Source organism: Virgibacillus sp. 6R, from assembly GCF_001895305.1.
Lineage (GTDB): Bacteria > Bacillota > Bacilli > Bacillales > Amphibacillaceae > Virgibacillus > Virgibacillus pantothenticus.
This window is the reverse complement of sequence record NZ_CP017762.1, coordinates 4,116,515-4,141,623: the sequence shown is the minus strand read 5'-3', so window position 1 is coordinate 4,141,623 and position 25,109 is coordinate 4,116,515. Positions and strand designations below refer to the sequence as shown.

At 36.8% G+C, this 25,109-nt stretch carries 19 protein-coding genes and 1 pseudogene; 2 read left to right on the top strand and 18 right to left on the bottom strand.

Annotated features, from left to right (window positions below; all coding sequences use genetic code 11):
• Window positions 1-2: 2 nt before the first annotated feature.
• Both BKP57_RS18735 and BKP57_RS18730 read right to left on the bottom strand, forming a co-directional pair.
• A complete protein-coding gene (locus BKP57_RS18735) occupies window positions 3-560 on the bottom strand; it encodes a glycerol-3-phosphate acyltransferase (RefSeq protein ID WP_072742158.1) in 558 nt (185 codons plus the stop codon).
• Window positions 561-1,157: 597 nt separating this feature from the next.
• Complete coding sequence (locus BKP57_RS18730; protein WP_050352455.1) at window positions 1,158-1,625, bottom strand: hypothetical protein; 468 nt, start codon at window positions 1,623-1,625, stop codon at window positions 1,158-1,160.
• A gap of 322 nt (window positions 1,626-1,947) precedes the next feature.
• Here BKP57_RS18730 and BKP57_RS18725 point away from each other — a divergent pair, with 322 nt between their 5' ends.
• Window positions 1,948-2,790, top strand: a complete 843-nt coding sequence (locus BKP57_RS18725; protein ID WP_050352454.1) for an aldo/keto reductase — start codon at window positions 1,948-1,950, stop codon at window positions 2,788-2,790.
• Between the two features lie 775 nt (window positions 2,791-3,565).
• Here the strand turns inward: BKP57_RS18725 and BKP57_RS18720 are convergent.
• The 14 genes and pseudogenes from BKP57_RS18720 to fdhA form a co-directional block, all read right to left on the bottom strand.
• The gene (locus tag BKP57_RS18720; protein ID WP_050352453.1) at window positions 3,566-4,258 is read right to left on the bottom strand and encodes an OmpA family protein; all 693 of its coding nucleotides are present in this window, start codon (window positions 4,256-4,258) and stop codon (window positions 3,566-3,568) included.
• A complete protein-coding gene (locus BKP57_RS18715) occupies window positions 4,248-6,086 on the bottom strand; it encodes a MotA/TolQ/ExbB proton channel family protein (RefSeq protein WP_072742157.1) in 1,839 nt (612 codons plus the stop codon). The genes BKP57_RS18720 and BKP57_RS18715 overlap by 11 nt, the downstream gene beginning before the upstream one ends.
• Window positions 6,087-6,187: 101 nt before the next feature.
• Entirely contained in the window at window positions 6,188-7,039 is an 852-nt protein-coding gene (locus tag BKP57_RS18710; protein WP_072742156.1) for a YihY/virulence factor BrkB family protein, read from the bottom strand.
• Window positions 7,040-7,414: 375 nt separating this feature from the next.
• On the bottom strand, window positions 7,415-7,666 hold the full coding sequence (locus BKP57_RS18705; RefSeq protein ID WP_156875384.1) for a hypothetical protein: 252 nt from the start codon (window positions 7,664-7,666) through the stop codon (window positions 7,415-7,417).
• 612 nt (window positions 7,667-8,278) lie between these two features.
• Entirely contained in the window at window positions 8,279-10,009 is a 1,731-nt protein-coding gene (locus tag BKP57_RS18700; protein ID WP_198035010.1) for a M56 family metallopeptidase, read from the bottom strand.
• Window positions 10,010-10,015: 6 nt separating this feature from the next.
• The gene (locus BKP57_RS18695; protein ID WP_083547331.1) at window positions 10,016-11,065 is read right to left on the bottom strand and encodes a LolA family protein; all 1,050 of its coding nucleotides are present in this window, start codon (window positions 11,063-11,065) and stop codon (window positions 10,016-10,018) included.
• 56 nt (window positions 11,066-11,121) lie between these two features.
• A complete protein-coding gene (locus tag BKP57_RS18690; RefSeq protein WP_072742153.1) occupies window positions 11,122-12,579 on the bottom strand; it encodes a sensor histidine kinase in 1,458 nt (485 codons plus the stop codon).
• A 2-nt stretch (window positions 12,580-12,581) separates the two neighbouring features.
• Window positions 12,582-13,277 carry a response regulator transcription factor gene (locus tag BKP57_RS18685; protein ID WP_050352445.1) on the bottom strand — a complete coding sequence of 232 codons (696 nt, stop codon included), beginning with the start codon at window positions 13,275-13,277 and terminating at the stop codon, window positions 12,582-12,584.
• Window positions 13,278-13,936: 659 nt separating this feature from the next.
• A complete protein-coding gene (locus tag BKP57_RS18680; protein WP_072742152.1) occupies window positions 13,937-14,728 on the bottom strand; it encodes a CPBP family intramembrane glutamic endopeptidase in 792 nt (263 codons plus the stop codon).
• A 414-nt stretch (window positions 14,729-15,142) separates the two neighbouring features.
• On the bottom strand, window positions 15,143-15,370 hold the full coding sequence (locus BKP57_RS18675) for a DUF3923 family protein (protein ID WP_050352443.1): 228 nt from the start codon (window positions 15,368-15,370) through the stop codon (window positions 15,143-15,145).
• 287 nt (window positions 15,371-15,657) lie between these two features.
• On the bottom strand, window positions 15,658-16,008 hold the full coding sequence (locus BKP57_RS18670) for a DUF2200 domain-containing protein (RefSeq protein WP_050352442.1): 351 nt from the start codon (window positions 16,006-16,008) through the stop codon (window positions 15,658-15,660).
• Window positions 16,009-16,522: 514 nt separating this feature from the next.
• Window positions 16,523-17,147: pseudogene (locus tag BKP57_RS23000) on the bottom strand (DUF4349 domain-containing protein).
• 100 nt (window positions 17,148-17,247) lie between these two features.
• Window positions 17,248-17,433 (bottom strand): hypothetical protein, encoded by a 186-nt coding sequence (locus tag BKP57_RS18655; protein WP_050352439.1) that lies wholly within the window; start codon window positions 17,431-17,433, stop codon window positions 17,248-17,250.
• A gap of 527 nt (window positions 17,434-17,960) precedes the next feature.
• A complete protein-coding gene (gene fdhA / locus BKP57_RS18650; RefSeq protein ID WP_128743467.1) occupies window positions 17,961-19,178 on the bottom strand; it encodes a formaldehyde dehydrogenase, glutathione-independent in 1,218 nt (405 codons plus the stop codon).
• Between the two features lie 398 nt (window positions 19,179-19,576).
• Here fdhA and BKP57_RS18645 point away from each other — a divergent pair, with 398 nt between their 5' ends.
• Window positions 19,577-21,175, top strand: coding sequence for a M4 family metallopeptidase (locus tag BKP57_RS18645; RefSeq protein ID WP_072742477.1), 1,599 nt, complete (start codon window positions 19,577-19,579; stop codon window positions 21,173-21,175).
• Between the two features lie 373 nt (window positions 21,176-21,548).
• Here the strand turns inward: BKP57_RS18645 and BKP57_RS18640 are convergent, their stop codons facing one another.
• Window positions 21,549-23,336 (bottom strand): alpha/beta hydrolase family protein, encoded by a 1,788-nt coding sequence (locus tag BKP57_RS18640; RefSeq protein ID WP_072742149.1) that lies wholly within the window; start codon window positions 23,334-23,336, stop codon window positions 21,549-21,551.
• 535 nt (window positions 23,337-23,871) lie between these two features.
• Window positions 23,872-25,107, bottom strand: a complete 1,236-nt coding sequence (locus tag BKP57_RS18635; protein WP_050352436.1) for a dihydrolipoamide acetyltransferase family protein — start codon at window positions 25,105-25,107, stop codon at window positions 23,872-23,874.
• Window positions 25,108-25,109 lie beyond the last annotated feature (2 nt).

The window sequence follows — 25,109 nt, the reverse complement described above, 5'->3', positions numbered from 1 at the left end:
AATTAGTCCCCATTTCTATGCATAATTACAACAATAGACAGCATAATGAGAAACGTTGCTGTCAACTCTATACTTCTATCAAGTAATAATAAGCCTACAGGTATCGTGCAAAATCCAATCATCGCAATAAGCGTGAGATTTTTGTGGATTTGATATCCAATTAAAATTGTCACACCGCAAACAAGCAAAGGGATCGGCGCTAAGACAAGTGCAGCAGCCAAGTAGACAACCACTCCTTTCCCTCCTCGAAAGCCTAACTGAACAGGCCATAGATGTCCCAACAGGAGCGCAATTGCCATACATGCTATTAAAATGGAGTTCATTTCCAACAGCTTTGTAGCTATTATTAAGGGAATAATCACTTTTATAGCATCTATTACTACTGTAAAAATAAATGCAGAACGACTAAAGACTCTCCCCGCATTTCTAGCACCTGCATTTGTACTGCCTAATTCCCTAATATCTTGTCTATAATATAGCTTCCCTATATAGTAAGCGCCATTCAAGCACCCAAATATATACGCGATTACAATCGAAATTATTTCCTGCAGTGGTATCACCCCACATCAGCATATATAAATATACTCTTTTTATTTTAACATTATAATCCATAAAATTTTAGTTTACCAAAATTATTTTTTTATAAAGCCTAAAACATTGGTTTAGATAGGATTTACGAAGATTTGAATATTTACCACCTTTGTAAAACACTCCATCCTAAATGAAACATTTAAAGAAGAATTTTAGTTAAGCACGAACAGATTTATTCAACTTTTAAGAGATCGACCAAAGGCGCAAGCGCCCCCGTTTAGCAACGTAGCGAATGGAACGAATCAACTAAAGATAAAGGAATCATGCCACTAAAACTGGGGTATGCCGACGTCTGGGTGGCAAGCCCGTTTTAGTCGGCTTTCCTCTTAGCGACGAACCGATGAGGCCTTATCGTAGGGCGCATTTCTAAAGGCGCATCGTTGCTGGGCTCATGCGCAGGACGTGGCTATTCGGTTATTTCGTTATATCTCCAAGCACCTCATTTTATGCTTTCTTATCTTATAAAAAAGAGAAGGCATAACAACCTTCTCTTTTTTATTACTCCGCATCAACAATTATATTAGATCTTATCTTGTAACTTTCAAAATTCTTGGTTTGAAAAATAATCATTTTTGATTTACTATTTTATAAATTGATTTTGCCCTTTCCATTTCTCCGATTTCTTCCATATCTTTTTTGAATTTTTTTAACATGTTTATTATTATTTCTATAGGATAATTACTTTTTTCTTTTTCTGGTACTCCTAGTTCTTCAAGCAATTTTTCATGACATTCCTGTATACTTGGTATTTTACCTGTTTTTCTATACTCTACTTCCATTTTCATAGGTAAACATTTAACTTCAATATATTGTAGAGGTTCCAAATCTAGTTTTAAACAAACATACTCTATGTCTGTATTAAATTTACTAGAAAACGAACTTTCCACCATTTCTTCTACAACATAATTAAGTCTTTTTACCTTTTCACTAACCTTATGGCATTCAGTATCAATAAGATCCATAGTATATTTTAATTTTTGGTTTTCTGTTTCTAATAGTTTAATTCGCTCTTCAAGTTTCTGTATATCACTCACTTTAATGCTTCACTCCACATCTTTTCTTTATTATAGATATCACTTACAATATAACCACCCAAAAAAACCATATTTGTTATATATTATAGATTACTAGTTTGTACTAGGCAATTTTAAGAAGACGGTTGGTAGGTTTGATTTCTTTCAACAGTTACGTGAGATGGATAAAAATAATTAAGTAAAGTTGATGTCATACAAATTTATATTGAAACGTCATAAATCTCTAAACCATGCAAATGTTCCTATTTCCTAATATATTTTAGTTGGATTTTTTTCTGTTTTTATGTACTCTTAAATTAGAATTAAAAAGGAGGCATTTCCAATGAGTCAGTCTATCCCACAAATCACGCTTTATGATGGAATCAAGTTGCCGGCAATTGGTTTTGGTACGTATAAATTAAACGGGAGTGATGGTGTAAATGCGATAACAAGCGCTATTAGTCTCGGATACAGGCTAATTGATACAGCTTACAACTATGAGAATGAAGGCACCGTTGGCGAAGCTATTCGTCGCAGCTCCACTCCTAGAGATAATCTCCTTATTACCTCTAAGTTACCAGGGCGTTACCAAGAATATCAAAAAGCGCTAACAGCTATTCAAGAATCCTTATATCGTGCAAGCCTTGACTATTTCGATCTTTATCTGATTCATTGGCCAAACCCTAAACAGGATATATATGTAGAAGCTTGGCAAGCATTAATAGATGCAAAAAAATGGGGGCTTATTCGTTCGATTGGTGTATGTAATTTCTTACCAGAACACATGCATCGATTAGAAGAAGAAACGGGCGTTAAACCAAGTATCAATCAAATCGAATTACATCCATTTTTCAATCAGGAAAAACAACGCAAATGGCACGAGGAAAACAATGTACAAACGCAATCTTGGAGCCCATTAGGACGCGCGAGCAGCGTACTGGAACAAGAAACGATTAAACAGATTGCTGCTAAGCATCAGAAGACGGTTTCCCAAATCATTTTACGTTGGCATTTTCAGCTAGGCTCGATAGCCATTCCAAAGTCATCATCCTATCAACGTCAACTGGAAAATATTTCAATTTTTGATTTTTCATTAACTGATGAGGAAATGCAAGCGATTGGAGCATTGTCACATGCTGCAGGCAGATTAAAAGATCAAGACCCAGCAGTTTATGAAGAATTTTGATGAAGATAAAAACACAAATACCGATAGTGTTAAACGTTCATACTGTATGGAATAAATTGAATTTTCCATCAGTGAGGGTTTTTCATTCATCCCCGCTGATTTAGTAGCCCAACATTATGATTTAATGGCATCTTACGAAAGACGGCGCTTAGGTGCTGTTATCTCCCACTTAGGCTGTTGCACAGTACAGATTTTCCAACTACTAAGTGGGAGTTTTACAGCACCTTATATGCGGGATAATTTAAATCAATTAATCGATTTGTGACTATAAGCTAGATAGCTAATTCGTGATGAATTCATGAGCCACAATAATACAACAACTTTTCTTAATTTTTCTGTTCGCTCCCCCTGCTACAATCGTCATCATGACAAATCAAACTGAATCGGGATGAAGGTGTCTGGAGAACTTGCACCACTTACAATAATAAGTGCGGTACGGCATCTTGCATTCGAGAAAAGTCTAGGTGCCGGGTCAAAAGAATTTTCACCAAATTAAAATCCGCTCATTAGAAGCGAGGGGGATGCAAATAACCCGCTTCGGGAACTTGTTTCACCTCCCGTGGTTGGTTTGGGCTGAGCCCCATCGTGCTAGCACTCTGGGGTCTCACCGTCCCCTTTCTCTTGCCTTCCGTATATTTTTTGAAAACTATATGAATGTGTGCATTTTAGCCTAAAGTGCTAATCGTTTTGCTAAGTACTAGCCTAAGGTTTTATTAAATAAAAATATGGTTGCTGCTTTGAAATTTTAAAAGGAGACATCGTTTATGAAATGAAACTATCTTCCTAGGATTTCCCTCGTCTTATCCAGTATTTCTTCATCCTTCAAGCGAAATTTGAATTCCACCCGACGAGAATCTTTCGCACTATAATTTCCGTTTTCGTCTGTTCTTACATCAGAAAAGGATTTACTATTAACAGTTAGCTTATCCGCTAAATGCTGCTGAATGTTTTTATACGGAAAATCGTCACTTAAGATATATGAAGCAACACTATAAGCCCTATTTTGAGCTAGCTGTAAATTATACAAATACGAGCCATCACGGTCCGTATGCCCTTCAATAATGATTTCAGCAATATATTTTTCGTATCCATCTCGTAGTAAAATATCCAAATATTTGGGTACGAATTCATCTAAAAAGGTATAAGAGTCAGACTTTAACTCATGATTATCATAGGCAAACAAAATTTCAGTACTAAAAATGATCGCACCTGTTTTTTCGTCCACTTCAACTCCTAAATTAGAACCGCTAAATTCTTCTTTTAAATCTTGAACTAACTTGGCTCGAACCCCCATAATTTGATCTAGTGTTTTTTTCATTTCCTCTATTTGTAATGACTTGATAATCATCATAGCCACGAAAATTAAAATAAAACAAAGTAAAATCGTTGTGAGCAAATCCGTAAACGATGGCCAAAAATGTCCTTCATCCTGGTTCTGCCTGAATAATCGTTGATACTTAGTATTCATTTTGATTCAACCTTATCGCATTGTTTTGGGCATAGTTACGTTGAGTAAATGCCGCTAATTGCTGATTCAGCATCTGAATTTCCCTCTGTAAATCTTGAAAGCTTTGTTGCATAACCCTTGCTTGATTTTGTTGTGCTGAATCCGCCATTCTGCGCAATTCATTCCATTCATTCCATTCATTCCGCGTTTGCTCATTTGTTTCGCGCATGGAAGCTTGTAATGCCTGCCCAATCTGCTCCAGACGTTTTCCTAAAGAATCTTCTAAGTTATGTATATAATTTGCTAACGTATCCTTTAATATATGCACACTGTTATCCCACTGGTTCTCTCGTTGCTGCAAGGATTGTGTTATTTGGGAGATAGTACGATTAATCTCTTGCAACAATTGACCATTTTTCATAGCGATCTGATCAAAAGAACTCGCCGCTTCCTGCATATGCTTTTCAAATGTCATCGTATTCGTAGCATGCGATTTAATGTGATTGCTAAATGTACGATTAAATTCTTTTAATTCTTGAAAGCGGTCAGACAGTAAATGTTTATACTCCGCTTGTGTTTGATGAATAACTTCAAGAGCGCTCGGCAGCTGTGTTAAAGAATCTCCCATTTTATCAAATTCTCGGGATAACTCATTTAGTTGCTGGATAATACCTGTTAACTTCGTTGACAGATCCGCCCCAAAAATCGATTTGAATTCTTTATTCTGCAAATCCATCTGTGTAACGAGCTGCTTCGTTTTTTCATTTACAGTTGAAAATGCATGTTGCATCGATGCTTGCTCGTCCAGTAGAGAAGAAGTAAACTGTTTCATATCTTCCATAGATGCCTCAAAACTTTGGAAGCCATCGATTTGCAAAGCAGTTGTTGCTTTTATCTTCTCATACGTCTGTTCAAATGCTTTCATCTGCCGTTCATTATGGCTGTCCATTCGTTTAAAATACGTAAATAATGTAGCGAAATTTTCATTCAGACTTCTCGTACCAGTAGCAAAACCATCTGTTACCTCTTGCATATCGGTAAACAATTGCTCAAATGACTGCAGATTGTCCGAAAGCCCGTCATTAAAAACAGCTAAATTTTCAGCTGACCGCTCCAGGCTTGATGTATAATTTTGAAAACCTGCAAAAGCAACTTCTATCGTTTCGAAGGATTGTTTATTTGTCTGTTGCAAATGCTGAATGGACTCATTTATCATTTTGGAAATAGCAATTAATCGCTGCATGCCATTTTCCTCTGCTCCTTCTAATCGTGTCTCTGTCATTAGCATAATATCTGTGAGCATAAATTCGGTATTAAGGACTTTAAGCAAAATCGTCATTACTAAAGAAAACCCCATTCCGACGATACTCGTATAAAACGCGACATCAATCCCCGCTAATACACTTGCTACCCCTGAAACAATATCATTTCCTTCTAAATTAATACTGCTTAAAGAAGTAGTTAAGCCGATAAATGTCCCGAGCACGCCAATTAAGATGAATACAGACACCGTCATTTGCACCATTTTAATTAGACTGACAACAGGGATATGAAACATACGCCAATTGGAAAACTGTTCTTGTACGAACGTCTCAACCTTGACCATTTCGTGTTGTTGCTTTGTTGCGTATTGTTCTTTTAATCCTGTTAATGGATCGATATCCATACGACCAGTCGATTTAAGATAGTTACGAACTCTTTTCAATTTATTGTAAATAACAAAATGAATCATTACAGCAAATGCAAACATTGCAAACAATATTACAAAAATAAATTCAATCACGGGATGACTTAAGATCGCCTCTACCCTTTGTTCTGTTGTAAATAATTCCAGAATAAATTCAACCATGGATCCTCCTCCTACTGCTGGCACATTCTAACCTTTATACTTTATAGATATTCAGAGCAAGTACTATTCATGAATGTGGAGGAAAAAGAATCAATGTTTAATTAATTTTTATGCCACACAGAACTAGCCTCATGAGCTACTGGTTCATTATGATAGATGGGAAAAATAATCGTGTTGACTAACCCACCGATAATAGTAACCATTGCTGACATGTAGAACCAGATCATTAATACAACAATGCCTCCTAACTGACCATAAAAAACAGAATAATCGTTTTTACTGACAAATGAAGCAAATTGTATCGAAATGATTTGCCATCCGATCGTAGCCACCAATGCCCCTGGGAGAACGTGTTTCACCTTGACATGTTTATTCGGCGTAAAATAATACAGGATAATGAAAAAAGTGACAATTAAAAAGCTTCCTACTCCCCATTGCATAAAATCCCATAGACGATGAAAACTTTCGTTGGAAAAAATATCCGCTATATAATCTCGTAGCATTCTTTCCAAAACAGGAATAACCACAGAAAATAAAAAAATAACCATAAAGCCAATGGTGAGCAATAGCCCTTGTATGACTTGCTTCACCAAACTTTCCTTTGCAGGTACGTTATATGCGATATTAAGAATTCGTTTCATCGATTGAAACCCCATAGAAGCGAGCCATACGGAAATAAGCAGACTTAAGGAGAGAAACTGTTGACCTTGATTTGTAAGCAAATGATTCAACGTATTTCTAATTAGCAAATATGAAGCATCTGGTGCGTATGGTTCAATTAATGTTAAAATATAATCTTCACTTAATGGCAAAAACGGTAGTAGCGAGTAGATAACAAAGAGGAATGGAAAAACAGATAGTAAGAAATAATACGCCATTTGAGCTGAAAGATCGTACACTTTATACTTCAAAAAGCGATGTCCAAGTTCGCTAAGGAAAGTAAAGATAGACATAATACAACTCCTTCCGTTGTCGTCTATCTTATTTCTGTCCGTTTGCTATTTTTTTATCCGAAATGTGGCTTCAATAAGGACCTAATTTCATCCACGAGGTAAAGACAGAAAATGCAGCAATGTATTAAATTTCCTGTAACTACCCGATTTGTTTAGAAGCCTGTAGGTATACTCTTGCATTAACAACCATTCCGTGATTGTAATTGCTACTGAAGCCACATTATTAAAATTGTTTCATATAAAGATGTCTCCTTAATCAGAGAAATTAGAAATGAGATACGCAACCATTAGAAAACTACTTAAACAACAAAATCGATATGCTTTTGGAAATTGGCTAGGCAAAAGCTTTTTATGTTCAATACTAAACAAACTCGTTTAGAAGTTTGCACATGCACAGAAACGCTTCGTACCTTCAACATTCATTTTTTTCTCTTTTTTTAAATATCCTAAAGATGCAATGAATGAAAATCCAAGTAATAAATAAACCACTGCCAGAGATTGTTTAAATACAAACCAATCTTTAATTTCATTAATTAGAAAATAACTTCCTAAGCTTAGGAATACAGCACCAAAAACCAAATGAAGTTTCCCTAATTGTGTCAGTTTGGACAACATGATCTCTCTCATATACTTCTTTACTAAAACGACTTTTATTGTATCTCTTGTAAACTGTAATTAGCTTAGTGACCTTAAATATGCTCTAGACTGGAGAAACAAAGCTCTTAAAAAGTCTCTTCGCTCTTACATTCTCAAATAGAATAATATAAAAAATTTGCAGTTACAAGCAGAAGCATAGAACAGACATATACCATCCAAATATCCTGTTTTGGTCTATGAGTTGAGTCCGTAATTCTCAACTCCATACATAAATGATACGTTGAAAACAAAAAAATGATTACTGATATAATACTCATCTCATTCATATAAACCACTCATTTTCAAGAATTAATATAATACAACGAATTTTCAATCAGCAGGATTTCCTTTCATTCCCCACTGATTGTTAGTACCATAATGGTATGGTCTAAAGGCCTCTAAACGAATCGGGCATTTAGGTGCTGTTACACTTAGACTTATTCGGTATAGATTATCCAATTCCTGAAGCGGGAGTCTTCTAGCACCTTATATACGGGATAAAGCTTTATTTATAAAAGTTTTAGGAATGTTTAGCAAGATGGAAATGGATACTGTTAGCTCCTACTATATACATCACTTGATATAGGAGCCTTACAGTACCTCTCAAAGCCCATTTGATTTGTAGCGCAAGAAATCCGGTAGCGATTCTTTAAAACGTGCAGCTAACCATGATTTCTTTGTTCTACTCCAATCTTGTTCTTTACGTAGCTGTTGTATTCGCCAATAAAATGGCGGGTGTGGAAAGAATTGAAACTCCAAAAATCGAACAAACCAGTTTCCTCTTTCAACCGTTGATCTGTGAAGTGATTTCTCATCAAGAGTGCTATATTTTAACCCCTGCTCAGTTGCTTTATCTTGAGCAAGTGCTAGCTCTTTTAATCCATCTGCCATTTGCATACTTCCCTCTCCCAGTAGTTTTGCCCCTAAATAATCAGCTCTTATTTCAGTCCATTGGGCAATGACAGATAAACTGATTGGGAAAGATAGCATAATGATATAAATGATTACGATAAACAAGATTAGATGATCCGTTAAGAACTTGAGCTCATCAAAAAACAAATAAATACCAAGCCCAAGAACAGCCATCATAGCCATACGTCCAATTTGATTTATCATAACGTCACGTTTTTTAATATGTATCGCTTCATGTGCTAAAATAGCCTCCACTGTACGCTTAGATAATTTCGTTGTAGCAGTCGTCAGCATGATTGTTCCTTTTCCAATATGCATCCCTGTTGCCAAGCCGTTGTATACTGAGGAATCAATGACATACAATCTAGTACCTATTATTCCAGCTTTCAAAAAAATTTCCTGGGCAATATCATAGATCTCTCCTGCCGTTACTTTTTTCGCGTCGGAGGCGTTAATTAGCATTCGGTCCGCAATATACATATTAAACAGCCACCACAAAAAAACAACTATGATGATGGCATACCAAGGTGCATGAAGCCAAGTCAAAATAATTAACAACCCAGTATATGCGGCAATTCCTTTTACCGCTATTGCAAAATAACCTTTCCATAACAGTCGTTTTATATTGCTTATATGCCAGATTGGGAGGATTGGCTTTTCTATTTTTGCTTGATCCCGTTTCATAAAATTTTGCCAGTGCTCAAACCATCGTTCTGAGTCTGTAGGGGTAAGACAAATAGTTTCACCAGGAAAAGACAAACGCAATACAGTCGAAAACGCAAACGTATAATCTTTCTGCTCAGCCAAAAAAGTAAATCCTGGATGGAGCCTTAACACATCTGGTTCAGATTCTTTACGAATACTAGATAATTCATCCATTGGTAATTCTCTTGCTTCAAATAAAGAGATAATGAAAATCACCTGTTGCTCCGGCAACATATACACCGTTGTAAAAAAATAATCGGCTAAACGATTTAAAAATTGCGGCATCATCATTAATAGATATAAAACAAGCAAGTATTTAATCGTGAGGTATGAATCTGGAACAAATAGAAGGCATAGCAGCGAAATTCCTCCTATTACCCCTGTTAAGATAATATCCATTATAATCCGCTTCGCTTCTCTATTCAGCTCGACTATCTCATAGTTTACGGCAGCGATTTTCTGTTTTAATTGCTGCCTTTTCGAGCGCTTGTCTCGGTCAAAAACAGAGCTGAAGCTAAAAAAAGTGACTAACATCATACTAATTGGTGTCCATGCATCGATAAAATCATGACTCATTAACAGATACACGATCAGACTACTACCTGTAATAAGAAGTAATCCCGCACTTAATTTCTTCGGAAGTAAATAAGCGATGAATGTTACAATGAGCGTAATGATACTGACAATTACAATAGTTATCTGCATAATTATACACACTCTATTCTATGGAAGATATTCCATTTTTTCCGCTAATTGCTTTGCTTGTTCTAAATCAAAAGTTACATCCATCATTAATAATGAATAGCGAAATCCCTTTTCATCCCATAGTAACTCTCGATACGTGTCATCATTTGTATACGTTCCTTTCATACCTCGAATCGTTATTGCCTTTTCATTCGATGTTAAAAATTGATCGATCTCTTCGTCATCATCTGGGGTTGGAAACACAGACAGGTTGAAGATTGGCACATCATTCTTCGTATAATCCATACTTACTTCTGTACGTGCTAGTTCGCCAGTCATTTCTATAAGCTCGACATTGCTTCGTTTCCACTCGTCGTCTTCTGGTACATACAAGAATGAATCTCCCATTTGTTCACGTGCTTCTGCTAAGGAAACTTCGCGATTTGAAGCAAGTTCATCCATATTTTTGATTTCCACATCTTCTGGTAATTTTAGCGAAAACTTATTATCAGAAATATCGGCATCAAAATCAATTTGGTCATATTCCGCTTCTACCGTTTGACTTCCTAAAATGGATTTCATTTTTAAAACAATCCAATTCTCTTTATCAATCCACAATTCTTGCCTTCCTAACAGTTGATTGTTTTTTTGCGGCTCCGCTATGATATGCTGTGTTTTTCGACCAGCTATCTTCTCTTCTTTTCCGTTTGTTAGATCATGTGTTTCAGATATTTGTTCTAAAATAACGCTCACTTGATCCATAGGTGAAAATTGATTTAGTGCAAGCATTTCTGGGTCATCCATTACGACCGCCTGATTTTGCTTAGGTTGATAACTGATTAGAGATTTACCATCATTCACAGTTATAGATGTTTGTTCTCCATTGGCATCTTGCATTTCCGCACGAATTTTGCCCGTCTTACTTCGCCATTCTTTTATTACATATCGTTCAACTTCTGTGTCATTTTCCTTTGTAACTGTTGTGGACTCTCCGTAAAATGATAAATTACCTTCTTCTGCCGCTAATGCTTGACTAACGATGTCCCTTGATGAATAGTTCGTTGATTCGGGTGTACAGCCAAAACTCATCCCAATTCCTCCTATTATGCAGATAAGAACGCTGATCTTTGCTTTTTTCATACTTTTCACCTTTCTTTGGTTTTTGGTAACATACAAACAACGCAAGTACCCACATTTTCTTGAGAGAAGATGGTTATCCATCCTCCATGCTTTTCTATAATTTGCTTAGCGATGCTTAATCCTAATCCCGTTTTTTGCAACTCACTTTTATTGCGAGCCTCATTTTTTTGATAAAATGGTTCAAATACATGCGGCAATAGCTCTGCATCTATTCCCTTTCCTTCATTTTGTACGATTAATAAAGCACCTTGCTCCTTTTTCCGGCAGTCCAGACTTTCTTGAACAAATGAATATATCCAATCTGGTAAATCATCTGACATGGCTCCCAGCCAAATTCGCCCATTTGGAGCAGTGTGAGAAATTGCATTGCTTACTAAATTATCCATGACACGGATCATTTGATTTGGATCTACTTTGTACTCTCCTGTTATTTGCAAATCGACGTGCAAAACAACCCCTTTTTGTTTGCAAAGTGCTTCATAGTCTGAGATCAACATGTCAAAAAACTCTTCACCTTCTACCGAAACAAAATCCATGCTATGCTCCGCAGAATGTAACATCGTATATGTTAGCAAATCGTCTAGCATCGCTTTTAGAAAATCTGTTTTTTCCATAATGATATGTAAATACTCTTGTTGTTCATTGGCTTCAATATTCTTTTCGTACACTAATGACTCAGCATATGCCTTAATCGACGTCAATGGTGTTTTCAAATCATGAGATACACTTGCAACTATAAATTCTTTCGCTTGTTGTTCCTGTTTTGCCGCATCCCGAGCCATATTTATCTGCCTTCTCATTGCATAGAACTGCTTTGTTAATATCCCCATTTCATCTGGTTTCGTCGACCTCTCCTCTACAGTTTCCTCAGCTGCAAATTTATTCATATCATGCATAAGCATATGTAGGGGTCGAAGCAATTTTTTATTTAGTAGGATAATAACCATAGCATAAACGAGTACAAACATAATAATTAATCCGCCACCAATTAAAATAGCGCGATTAGCTACACCTTTCACCCATTGTTCTCTTGGAATTTGTATATCAAAAAAACCAACGATCTCATCTTGGATAAAGACAGGCTGGCGGTACGTATAAGATCGATAACCTTGTTGTAGTTCATACAGTCCGTCATATAGCTGTTCTTTCCCATAATTCATAAATGTTGAGGCAACAGATGAATGAGAAGCAAAGATCACAATTCCATCTTTATTCAGTAAAACGACGGATTCATTCGAGTCCACTGCTTGCTGAATCTTATTCCAATTGCTATTCGGCTTATATAATGCTGGATCAGCAAGCAGCTTTTTTAATGAGGCAATTTCCGCCACCGTTTCAACATGTTCTTTTACTTTAAGCTCATCATTATAGCCTTGGATAAACAAGAATAAAACATAGGTTGCAATAACTGGAAGAATCATTACTAAAAAATAAGATAACAGTAGCCATGTTTTTATTTTCATATTCATTCACCAATAAATCGATACCCTTTACCCCAAACTGTTTGAATATATCTAGGAGTCTTTACAGAGTCATGAAGTTTCTTTCTTAATGATTTGATATGTACCGTAACCGTATGTACTTCATCTGTTTCCACCTGCTTCCAAACATGTTCATATAGCTCATGCTTGGAAAAAGTTCGTTCTGGGTGTTGTGCTAAAATAGCAAGCAAGTCAAATTCTTTCCCTGTTAAAGTTACTCTCCTACTATGCAGAAAAATTTGCTGCTCATCCCAATCCACCATGAGCCCATGTCGATATGCTGTTTGATTTGCTTTTTCTGGAATGCCTTGATATCTTCGCCAGCGTCGTAAATGGGATTCAACCCTAGCTTTTAATTCCAGCATACTAAATGGTTTTGCTATATAATCATCTGCACCCAAACCTAAGCCTTTTACTTTATCTTCATCCGCTTTTCTCGCACTAATGATAATCATCGGAATATCACTTTTCAACCGAATATTTTTACATAGCGAAAGCCCATCCATTTCCGGAAGCATGACATCTACGAGAACCAGATCATAGGTCGCAGATTGAAAATCTTCCCATCCTTCTAGCCCCGTAGTAGCCCAGGTTACCTTGTAATCATTACGGATAAGCATATCTCTAATGATCCGCGCAATTTCCAAATCATCTTCAACAAGTAAAATGTTTCCTTGCATCCATATTTCCTCCTGTATAGATAATGTATCATAACAAAAATAAAAGCACCGAAACTTTATAATTCGTTTATTTTTATCCTGTATATAGGGTGCTGGAAGACTCCCACTTCAGGAGTTGGATAATCGGTACTGCAACAGTCTAAGTGGGAGATAACAGCACCTATAAATGTCCTATTTCGTAAGAGACCCTTAGGTCATACCATTACGCCACTAACAATCAGTGGAGGGTGAATGAGAACCCCCCACTGATGGGAGATACACTTTATTAAGCATACCGCTTTTATTGTTCGGATAAAAGTGAATATCACCGTACGTCACCACCATGCAAAAATGTAAGCTTCTATTGATAAGCAATTAAAAATTAAGCCCAGCGCGCAAGGTATAAATAAACTTTATCATTTTGCGGACAACAAAAAACTGCAGTACACGGGAATACTGCAGTTCACACAACAATAGTATCATTACTTCTTTATGGCAAGTAAAGTTTGCTTAAATTATCATGCAACTCTATATTTTACGTTAAATTAATAGGAAGTTGGGAAAAAATTTGATTAGGGTGGCTTCACTATTTGTGAAGTATTATACATTTTGTTATAAAAAGTTTGATCTTCCTACGCTAGTTTCCAACGATCGTGTCCGATTGCAGAAACAGATCATTTTTAGCTAGACATTCTTTTATTTAATATGAACAAGTATGTAATCAGGATTAAATGAACAACTAAAACTATCATACTACCTTCCATTTTATAAATGCCACCTGATAGTAATAGATTACCGTGGAAATTACTGGTTAAGAGATTTGGATAATCACTTGCCAATGAAACGCCTCCAAGGATAATCCCTCCAATTACATTCCAAATGAAATGAGCAATGATTGGAGCAACTATTGTACCTGTATATTCTAACAGTAATGTTACAAATATACTCATTGAAACAACATTCAACACGGGAATAATACCTGCTTCAAATGCGCCACCGTGCATCGCAGTAAATAAAATTGTAGTTAAAACTGTCGCCACAACAAAATTATATTTTTGCTTCCATAATTGGTATAAATATCCTCTCACTAACAATTCCTGCATTACAGCATTCAAGAGTGCGGCAAAAATCCAAATCCATATGTAATTAATACTGTTTTGTCCTTGTATATTCATTGTTTTTGTAAGTAAAAGAACAGCTACCACGCTACCTAACCATAAGAAACCTATTGCAACACCTATTAGAAAATTTTTAAAGAACCTTGATGCTACGGGAATCTTTATTTTGCCCTTTTCTATTACTAAAACAAAAATAACAGAAAATAAAAGCACCGCAATAAATGGAGTAAACTCCCACCAAAGTCGTAATAACGCCGAATTTTTTGTTGGTATATCGGGAGTAAAAGAAATTAAAATTGCCCAGCTAATAAAAAAGATGACTGTTTTTAAAATAGTACTTATTAATCTTTTCACAATTGATTCCTCTCTCTATTTGTTGTAAACTGTTCAACAAAATGGACCTTATAGCAATAGCGAACGCATTTCTTATCGCGTTTGCCACCAATTTTCACCAGAGGCGCCTACAGCATTTAAATTCTCGGAAGGCAGATCTTCATACATTTCTTTGAATATCTATAAAGTACATAAACCTGTAACGTCACTGATATAATCTATTTTTGTCAGTAAGTTTAACAAGCTCATTTATCTCCAATATTTAATTTTCTACTTTTTTCAACGGCTAACGGACCGCAACTGTTTTTCTGCCTGAAATAATGGAATAAAATGGTGCCTCAAATAATCTCATCTTGTGAACTGCTTTTTCATCCATTACAAATAAAGCTATTGTTTTATTTTAACTATCTATGATTCCTGATTTGCGCTTAATTGTTATTTATTACTGCTAATGATCAAATTAACAATTAGCCATATAACTTGAATAATGATGGGAAGTATAAATCCAATCAATAAAACTATTAATGCCACTAATTTAAGCTCAGGTGTTTGCGTAACACCTGCGCCATCAACCTTTCTTAACCAAATAATAGACGCCCCAACTACAAAAATGATAATCCAAAATATGTTACCGATCCACCAAAAGATCCATCGTTTTTTCACATTATCATTCCTTACACTTCCTCAGCTGAAATTTTATGTAACAATATAGTCCGATTGAAGCTAACTCTTTGGCGTAATTTTTAATACTTCTTTAAAACACACGTTAAATGTAGAGTTTTTCCTTTAATAAACTGCTTAAAAACTCCCAAGAGATACGTTTTGATAATAATGAAGCGTCATATCCTCTCACCTATTCAACAATTCACTTATGTCGTCTACGTATCCTCTTACAAAAAGCAACGACTTTTTTATATTTTATACATAGAATCAGGCTTCTTCGTTTACCATTATTGGCGCAAAATCTTTTCCATCGATTTTCCCTTTGCTAATTCATCGATAAGTTTATCCAAATACCGTATTTCCTGCATCGTTGGCTCTTGGATGTCTTCCACTCGGACTCCACAAATTACACCTTTGATTAGGACCCGTGAAGGATTCATTTGGGGAGCTTCCGCAAAGAAAGTCTCAAAGTCTGTCTGTTTTTCCAGTTGCGCTTCTAACTCTTCTTGGCTATACCCTGTTAACCAACGAATAATTTCATCGACTTCCGTTTTCGTACGTCCTTTTTTCTCCGCCTTCGTAACATAATGGGGATAGACACTTGCGACACTCATTGTATAGATCTTATGTTTTGTCATAATACAACTCCTCGTTTATATGGCTTTCTTTATTTTATCATAAAAATAGTTGCGCAACACGTAGCTCCATGCTTGGCACCTGATTCCTAAACTTTATTACTTGTTTAACTGAATTGTAATTGCTAAGCTTAAGGGCTATTTCTATATCAAAAAGAGAGCCAAATTTCGCATATTCTCTGGCTCTCCATTTCTCAATTTTAAAGATAGTTTGTGAAAGAACTTTTATGATGGAAGCCCTTAATCTGCTCCATCCAAAGTGCTAATTTCTAATATTTATTAACAACGGGCAAGGATGGAGAACTTGGAGAACTAAACTTATTGAATTAGCTAACATCAACCTCACCTCTTTCAACTTAATATACACATCAACATATAATTCCTCTAAACGAATTTTTTGAATTTAGATATCGTTTTATCCAGCTATCTTCTCTTTCTGAAGAATTTTATAGTCCAGTATGTTAATGCAATCGTATCAACAACACCATGTTATCAACACTTAATTACTGCACCCGACTCACTTCTTACGATTTTTCTTTATCCATTTTTTTATGATCCTCCACCCTAGCGTAATTAGCCCACCAAACAAGAGAATAATTGGGATATTACCTGCTATAAAAACAAATATAGTTGAAACCATTTTTAAAAGAAAGTTTGTACTCTTAACGAATTGTTGCGTCGTTGCTTCCCATGTATTTAAATCTTTATTTTTTAAGGATACATCATTTTCTCGTACTTCAATATGAATCGTTGCTAGATCAGCTTTAATTTGCAAGTAATTCATTCGTCCTGTAATCTGCTCTATTTCCTCCTGTACTTTGGCAAGGTCTGCCGAAATATTTAAAATCCTCCGTTTTTTCAGCTTGTTCTATAAAAGCTAGCAATCGTTTTTCCACCACTTTTTTTGAATGAAGCCGAGATTCTAAGTCCACATATTCTTCTGTTACATCCTGACCTGATACATTGCTATTTAATAATTTGCTAACACCTGATTCGACTTTATCCATAAAAATATGAAATCGCTCTTGCGGAATTCTTGCAGTTAAAAAACCTGTTCGCTTTCCTTCCTCGGAATCGTTATCTCTCGTAGACTCCACAATATAGCCGTCGTGATTAGAAATCAACTTTTCTAGATCTGCCATTTTTCTTTCATATTCTATTACCTCTATCCTAATATCCGCAGTATAAATCACCTTTCGCTCAGCAACGTTATATGTGTCCGCTTTAGGCACTTCATTTTCTTCAAGGTTGCTCTTCTTCACTCCCTACTTCAGCCATTTCTGTACTACTTTCACTATCTTCGACTTGCATTTCCACTTTTGCTTGTTCATTTTGCGTAGTGGATGTATCACTGTTGTCTGAACGTTCAGAACAACTAGTAATTACGATTAAAAATAAAAACAAGTACAATAAATATCTCACCTTCATCTTTTCTTCCACCCCTTATCCCTTGTTAAAGACATTTGTAGTACTAACGATCAATACGAGTAAATAAAAGTTACATTCCTTTTTAAAAAGTGTTTATCCAAGTATGGTCTTTATTTTCTGTAAGCAAGTTGAAGCATAATTATTTAACTAATCAAAATTTGGATAACGAAAAGCCTTATTCCATTATTAGCAGCGAAATAAGGCTATGCGTTAAGATGGTTCATCTTTTGACCAAAGGCGCAGGACGCCCGTTTAGGAACGTAGCGAATGGAACGGGAATCAACGGAAATAAAGGAATCATGCCACTAAAACAGGGGGATGTCGACGTCTGGGCGGCAAGCCTGTGTTTAGTCGCCTTCCTCTTAGCGACGAACCGATGATGACTTATCTTAGGGCGCATTTCTAAAGTCGCATCGTTGCTGAGGATGGAGCCGGACTTGGCTATTCGGTTATTTCGTTATCCTCAAGCACCTTATTTTAAAAATGCATGGTTACTGCACTTCTAACAGGAATACTCGCAATTCATTCTATGCTTTTGCCATTCCATGCGGGTCAATGACAAATTTCTTAGAAGCACCCCCATCAAATGCCTCGTATCCTGCTGGTGCTTCATCCAGTGATATTAAAGTAGCGTTTACCGCTTTTGCAATTTGTGCCTTGCCACTTAAAATCGCCATCATCAAATCATGATGATATTTCATCACAGGGGTTTGCCCAGTAACAAAAGTATGTGCTTTCGCAAATCCAAGGCCGAAGCGAATTTTCAACGTACCTTCTTTGGCATCCTGATCAATCCCCCCTGGGTCCCCCGTAACATATAATCCTGGAATACCCAATTTCCCGCCAGCTCGGGTGATAGCCATGATCGTATTCAATACTGTTGCTGGAGCTTCACTTGCTCCTTCACCGTGACCACTTGCTTCAAATCCAACTGCATCAATGGCGCAATCCACCTCTGGGATACCAATGATTTGCTCCATTTGCTCACCGATATTTATATGATCGCGAAGGTTAATCGTTTCACACCCAAAACTGCGAGCTTGTGCTAATCTTTCCTCAATCAAATCGCCAACAATTACAACAGAAGCTCCAAGTAATTGCGCTGAATGAGCAGCAGCTAGACCTACCGGACCTGCACCCGCAACATAAACTGTCGATCCTGTCTTTACTCCAGCACTTACTGCACCATGATATCCAGTAGGGAAAATATCAGATAACATCGTTAAGTCAAGGATTTTCTCCATCGCTTGGTCTTTGTCAGGAAATTTTAATAGTTGAAAATCGGCATATGGAACCATTACATATTCCGACTGACCACCAATCCAACCACCCATGTCCACATAACCATAGGCAGATCCTGGTCTATCTGGATTCACGTTCTCACAGATATGGGTGTCTTGTTGTTTACAATTTCTGCAACGTCCACAGGCAATGTTAAAGGGTACAGATACCAAGTCTCCTTCATGGATAAATTCCACATCGCGCCCTACTTCAACAACTTCCCCAGTTATTTCATGACCAAGCACCAAACCGCTTGGAGCCGTCGTTCTGCCACGGACCATATGCTGATCACTACCACAAATATTTGTCGTTACCACTTTAACAACCACGCCATGATGACATTTTCGCCCTACATTTAGTGGATTTACTCCCGGTCCATCCCGTAATACTAAATCCGGATAACGAATATCCTGCACCTCGACCTTTCCAGCACCTACATAAACGACACCCCTGTTCTCAGCCACTAAAACACTCCTTTTCATTCCAAATTTGATGTTTTGGAAGCGATGTTAATCTAGTTCCATTATACTGCTTAAGAATTAATATTTCTATAATTCTATAAATTTAAATAAAACTATTTTATTATAGCAAATATTAAACTTATCTCAAATTCGGTAAATTTTCCCTATTATTGCTGAATATTTTCTACTTCTGTATTCATTTTATGGACGAGCGCAAGCCTTTTTTCTATTAATTTGTAGTTCTATAGATATAAAAAAATTGCAAAAATAAGTCGAATAGTATATTGCATGTCACCCAAATCTACGATACTATTAATTTCAAATTTAATACCAATAATTCCCATGAAAAAGGAGAGAGGCATGTGCAAAAAAAATGGCTAAAAAAAGTTGGCGTTGCTTCTATGACGACAGTTCTAGTCCTTGGTAGTAGTCAAATGGTAAATGCTGAAGAAAGTGGAGAATGGAAACTTAAAGAAGATGTTGAAACGTTGTGGGAAGAAAATAAACAAGAAGAGGTACCTTCATTTATTAATGGAAAACTTTCCGATCAAAGAATCACCAGCGAAAAGGATGTAGCAAAGTTTTTTCAAGCTAATCAAGCTGTTTTTAAATTAAACCCTGAAACAGAGCTGAAATTTTTAGAAGCAGATGTAGACAATGTTGGAATGACACATTATAAGTACCAACCAAAAATTCAAAATATTCCTATAGATAATTCCAAAGTAGTCGTTCATGTTAATCAACATAATAAAATAGCTGCAATAAATGGCGAGTTTCATCCGAAAGCTCCAGCTAAACTAAAAGAAGAACGTAAATTAACAAAAAAGGAAGCTGTTAGTAAAGCTTGGCAACATATTGACGTAAAACGAAGCGAAGCAGACCAAAAGATACAGTCATTAACTGGTGAAGTTTTTAACTCCCTCGAAGAAAATGCTCAGTTAGTAGTTTTCCAAAATAACGACAATTACACATTAGCCTATCGAGTTGAACTGCAATTTGCACAGCCTTCTCCAGCAAACTGGCAAATCTGGTTGAATGCAGAAAATGGAGAAATTCTCAAAGCCTCTAATCAAGTGAAGGAGGCAGCAAAGACTGGAACTGGAGTAGGTACGCTAGGTGATACAAAAGATTTAAATACGTTCTTACACCAAAATAGCTACTACCTATATGATACGACTAAGGAAATGGACGGGGTGATTGAAACATTCGATAACCAAGGCGGTAGTCAATATCAGCTGCCAGGCATTTATGTGACAGATAGTGATAATCAGTTTATGAGTGAATCGCAAAAAGCTGCTGTCGATGCCCATTATTATGCTAGTGAAGTATTTGATTATTATTATGACACCTTTGATCGCGTAAGCTATGATAATAATGGAGCTTCCATCCGCTCATCTGTCAATTTCGGAAATGATTATAATAACGCAGCTTGGGTCGGTAATCAAATGATCTATGGCAACGGTGATGGTGATACATTCACTTACCTATCAGGAGCAAAAGACATTGTTGCTCATGAATTAACACATGCTGTGATTCAGGAAACAGCCGATCTCGTATATGAAAATCAACCCGGTGCTTTAAATGAGTCTTTTGCAGATGTTTTCGGCTATTTCGTTGATGAAGAGGATTGGTTACTAGGCGAGGATGTATTTACTCCAGGTACAGAAGGAGACGCACTTCGTAGCTTAGCGGACCCTACTGCTTACAATCAACCAGATCATATGGATGATTATCAAAATCTACCAAATACAAGCGAAGGAGATTGGGGTGGCGTTCATATTAATAGCGGGATTGCTAACAAAGCAGCCTACCATACGATTGAAGCAATTGGCGCAAATAAAGCCGAACAAATCTACTACCGAGCATTAACTGTTTATTTAACTCCGAACAGTAGTTTTCTAGATGCACGTCAAGCTCTCATTCAATCAGCACGCGATTTATACGATAAAGAAACTACAAATGCGATTGCTGAAGCATGGAAGCAAGTTGGCGTTCAATAAAGTCAATTAGGGATTTTCATTCACCCCCGTTGATTGTTAGTACCGTAATGATAGGAGCTAAAGGCCTCTGAACGCTCGAGCATTTAGGTGCTGTTATCTCCCACTTAGACTTGTTACAGTACAGATTATCCAACTCCTTAGGTGGGAAGTCTTACAGCACCTAATATGCAAGATAAAAGGGATTTGTAATACCAAGACTAGCAGTTAATTTCCAGCTAAATTGAAATAAATTACATCAGTGGGGGGGTACTTTTATCCCCCACTGATCCGCTTTTTATTAAAGAACAAGTTTGTTAGGTTAAACTTAGTAATAAAAATCCCTTTTGGTATACTAGTAATCTTTGCTTTTATATCTTTATAAGTGAATCCCAGCTTACTTTTGCGCTAGATGCTTTTGCATAAATGCAATAATTAATTTATTCATAGTGATGTGGTTTGTCATTTTTTCTGTTTGATGCCCTTCATCTTCAAAAATGAGCAGTTCCACATTTTTTCCTTGCTTTTGTAAATCGCTTGCCAATTGTTCCGCTTCTGAAACTGGTACACGCGTATCATTTCGGCCATGAAAAATAAGCAATGGTGCTTGTATATTTGCTGTATGGCGAAGTGGTGCAATTTCCTCAAAGAAATCGACATCCTCTTTTAAAGAGCCATATTCATACTCTCTTAATTTGCGACGCCACGGACCCGTGTTTTCTAAAAATGTTTTGAAGTGAGATATTCCGACAATGTCAACTGCTGCTGCCCATAAATCAGGATAGTGGGTAATCGCAGCTAAAACCATAAATCCTCCATAACTTCGCCCCATAATTCCTATTTGGTCACGATTTACACCTCTATTCTGAACAAGGTCTTCTACTAACCATTTGAGATCTGCGACTGCATTCATTCGTTTTCTTTGATCATCCAATTTTGAATACGTTCTTCCATATCCCATACTGCCTCGCACATTCGGAACTGCCACCGCAAACCCATTTGCTGCTAAATATTGAATGACTGGATTAAATTCATCGCGAATCTGGTACTCCGGACCTCCGTGAACATAAATCACTGCTGGTTGTGATTGCTTTACATCTCCGTAAAAGAAGTAAGGAACGTTTAACCCATCAAAGGATGGATAAGTAAATAAATTCGGTTCTATCAAATATTTGGTGATCTCCGAATGACCAATATGCGTTAATCTTGTGCAACTCCCCGTTCCTAAATGCAGCTGCCAAATATCACCAGGTAATACTGCGCTTTTTATATGCAATATTAACTCTTGATCGTTCACCCAACTCACCGAGTTATAAACACCTTTTGGTAATGTCTCTATATAGTCATATGTTTTAACATCCAAATGGTATACTCCCAACTTCGATCTTCCACCTTCATTTACGGTAAAAGCTAGTTGCATTTGATTTGGTGATAACTTCAGTTCTTCTATATCCCAATTATCATCAGATAATACTTCTGTTAAAATAGCTGGTTGATTTAAGGAAAATTGATAAATTGCTAACGTATCTCGTTGAATATCTGTGAGGACAAACCCTTCTTTACCATTAGCAGTTAACTCTACCTCCTTAAATCTTGCTAAAGAATCATCTCCTAGTCTAACTGTGCTACCAGTTGCTATATCCAACAAAAACAACCTATCTTCAATGTTAGTTTCTGGTATCCGAATTAACAATTGGCTACCATCCTTTGACCAGAAAATAGATTTACAATTTCCATCCGATTCAAAAACGACCTTCTGTTTCTTGGTCGTTAGATCTAATACGAAAACATCGAAAATACCAGGGGACCGTCTATTGCTAGAAAATGCAATTTGCTTTCCATCGGGTGACCAGCCCCCAAAATAGTGGAAATGCTGCTTAGAAACTACTAATTCTTGAACATTTCTTCTACCACTGTCCATTAGATAAAATTGTTGTTTCTCATTACCGTGTTCATCCATCCCGACGATGGTTTGCTGTCCTGTCGGGGAGTGAAAGACAGAAAGTACTCGATCAGGCAAATCTGTAAATTGCTCTAACTCAGTTGTTACTAAATTCAATTTCCATACTTGCGGTAGCCCCGTTTTCTTCGTTAAAAACGTTATCTCATCTTGCTGACCTGGAATAACAATTGGTTCATAAGCGTGTTGCATTTGCAAGTATTCTTTAAGTAAAGATTGCTCCATTTATAAGCCTCCTTTTTAATTTATAATAAGTTCTATTTTCACTCTAACTATTCAGAACAAAGGTGCGGGGCGCCCGTTTAGCAACGTAGCGAATGAAACGAATCAACTAAAGATAAAGGAATCATGCCACTAAAAACAGGGGTATGCCGACGCCTGAGCGGCAAGCCCGTTTTTAGTCGGCCTTCCCCTTAGCAACGAACCGATGCTGACTTATCGTAGGGGCGCATTTCTAAAGTCGCATCGTTGCTGGGCGATGAAGCCGGACGTGGTTATTGGGTTTTTCGTTATTCCAAGCACATCATTTTATCTTTCTTATTTCTTGAATTAAAACTATTCTATCATTTATTTATACATTCGTCTTTGGTTGGTAAAGAAATAATATATAAAAACCACTCTTTCCATTTAAAAAATTGGACTTGAAAAGAGTGGTAACAAAACTTTTTCTAAACCAGAGAGGAAGTAACAGGCTTATTCCTTTGGTTTATTTCTCTATTATAAGGACATGACGTAACCTACGATGCTACAACATTAAGCTCTAAAGTAATAACAAATATGGATTTGCTAGATAATGAGCAATCGTATTTAAAAAAGCAGCTGCTGGCGCCCCATCTAACACTCGGTGATCAAAGGTTAAGCTTAATGGTAATGATATCTTTTGCTTTACAGCTTCATTTTCACCTAACGCAAATTCTTTAATAAATGTACCTACACCTAAAATACCACTTTCTGGCGGATTAAGAATGGGTGTAAAATATTCGACCCCTTGTGCTCCTAAATTGGAAATCGTAAATGTAGCTCCATTTAATTCCACATTCTTACCCTCTCTAGCTGATTCTGTTACTAGTTTAATTTGCTCTGCTAAACTGCCAAGTGGTAATCTTTCTGCATGCTTTACAACAGGAACGACCAAACCATTTTCTAACGACGTTGCAATGCCTAAGTGTACTACATCATATTGATGAAGCTGTTCATCTATTAAATGCGTATTTACTTCTGGATGTTGTTGTAAGCTTAACGTCACCGCCCTTGCTAGAAAAACGGTTAATGTTAATTTTATATCTAAACCGTTTTCTGCTGCTTCTGCACGCATTTTGTTTTGAAAAACAAGTAGATCTGTTATATCTGCCTTTCGATGTAAGGTTAATTGAGCTGTATTTGCAAGGCTTTGCTGCATATTTGTAGCAATTGATTTTCTCATAGACGACAAGCCAGTTACATGGGTCGCTTTTTCTTGAGCAGTTTGTTTTTCTACCGTTTGTTCTTCCATTATTGTAGCTGCTGCTTGTTGCTTTGCAGCCTGTTCAATATCTCTTCGGGTGATCCTTCCCTTTGGACCAGTACCGGTTATGTTTGAAATATCTATCGCTAATGCTTTTGCCTTTTTCCGAGCAGCTGGTGAAATACGTTTTTTTCGTTGTGGACCATCCATTTTCTGATTCAGTTCACTTTGTTGGATTGTCTCTTGGTGTACCTCTGGTTCTTGTTCCGTTTTTGTTTCTTCAACGTTCGATACAGCTTCTCCAACTTCTTCTCCATCTTGACCGACAATACCAATTGGCTCACCAACAGTCGCTTCTTCGGTTACATCTTTGATAATTTTTAATAACACACCATCGGCTGGTGCTTCTACTTCACTCGTCAGCTTATCAGAACTGATTGTAACAATTCCCTCCCCCTCTTTTACTGTATCGCCAGGCTGCTTGAGCCATTCTTCCACCGTTCCTTCTGTCATCGTCATGCCGAGTTTCGGCATTACAATCGATGTAGCCATAT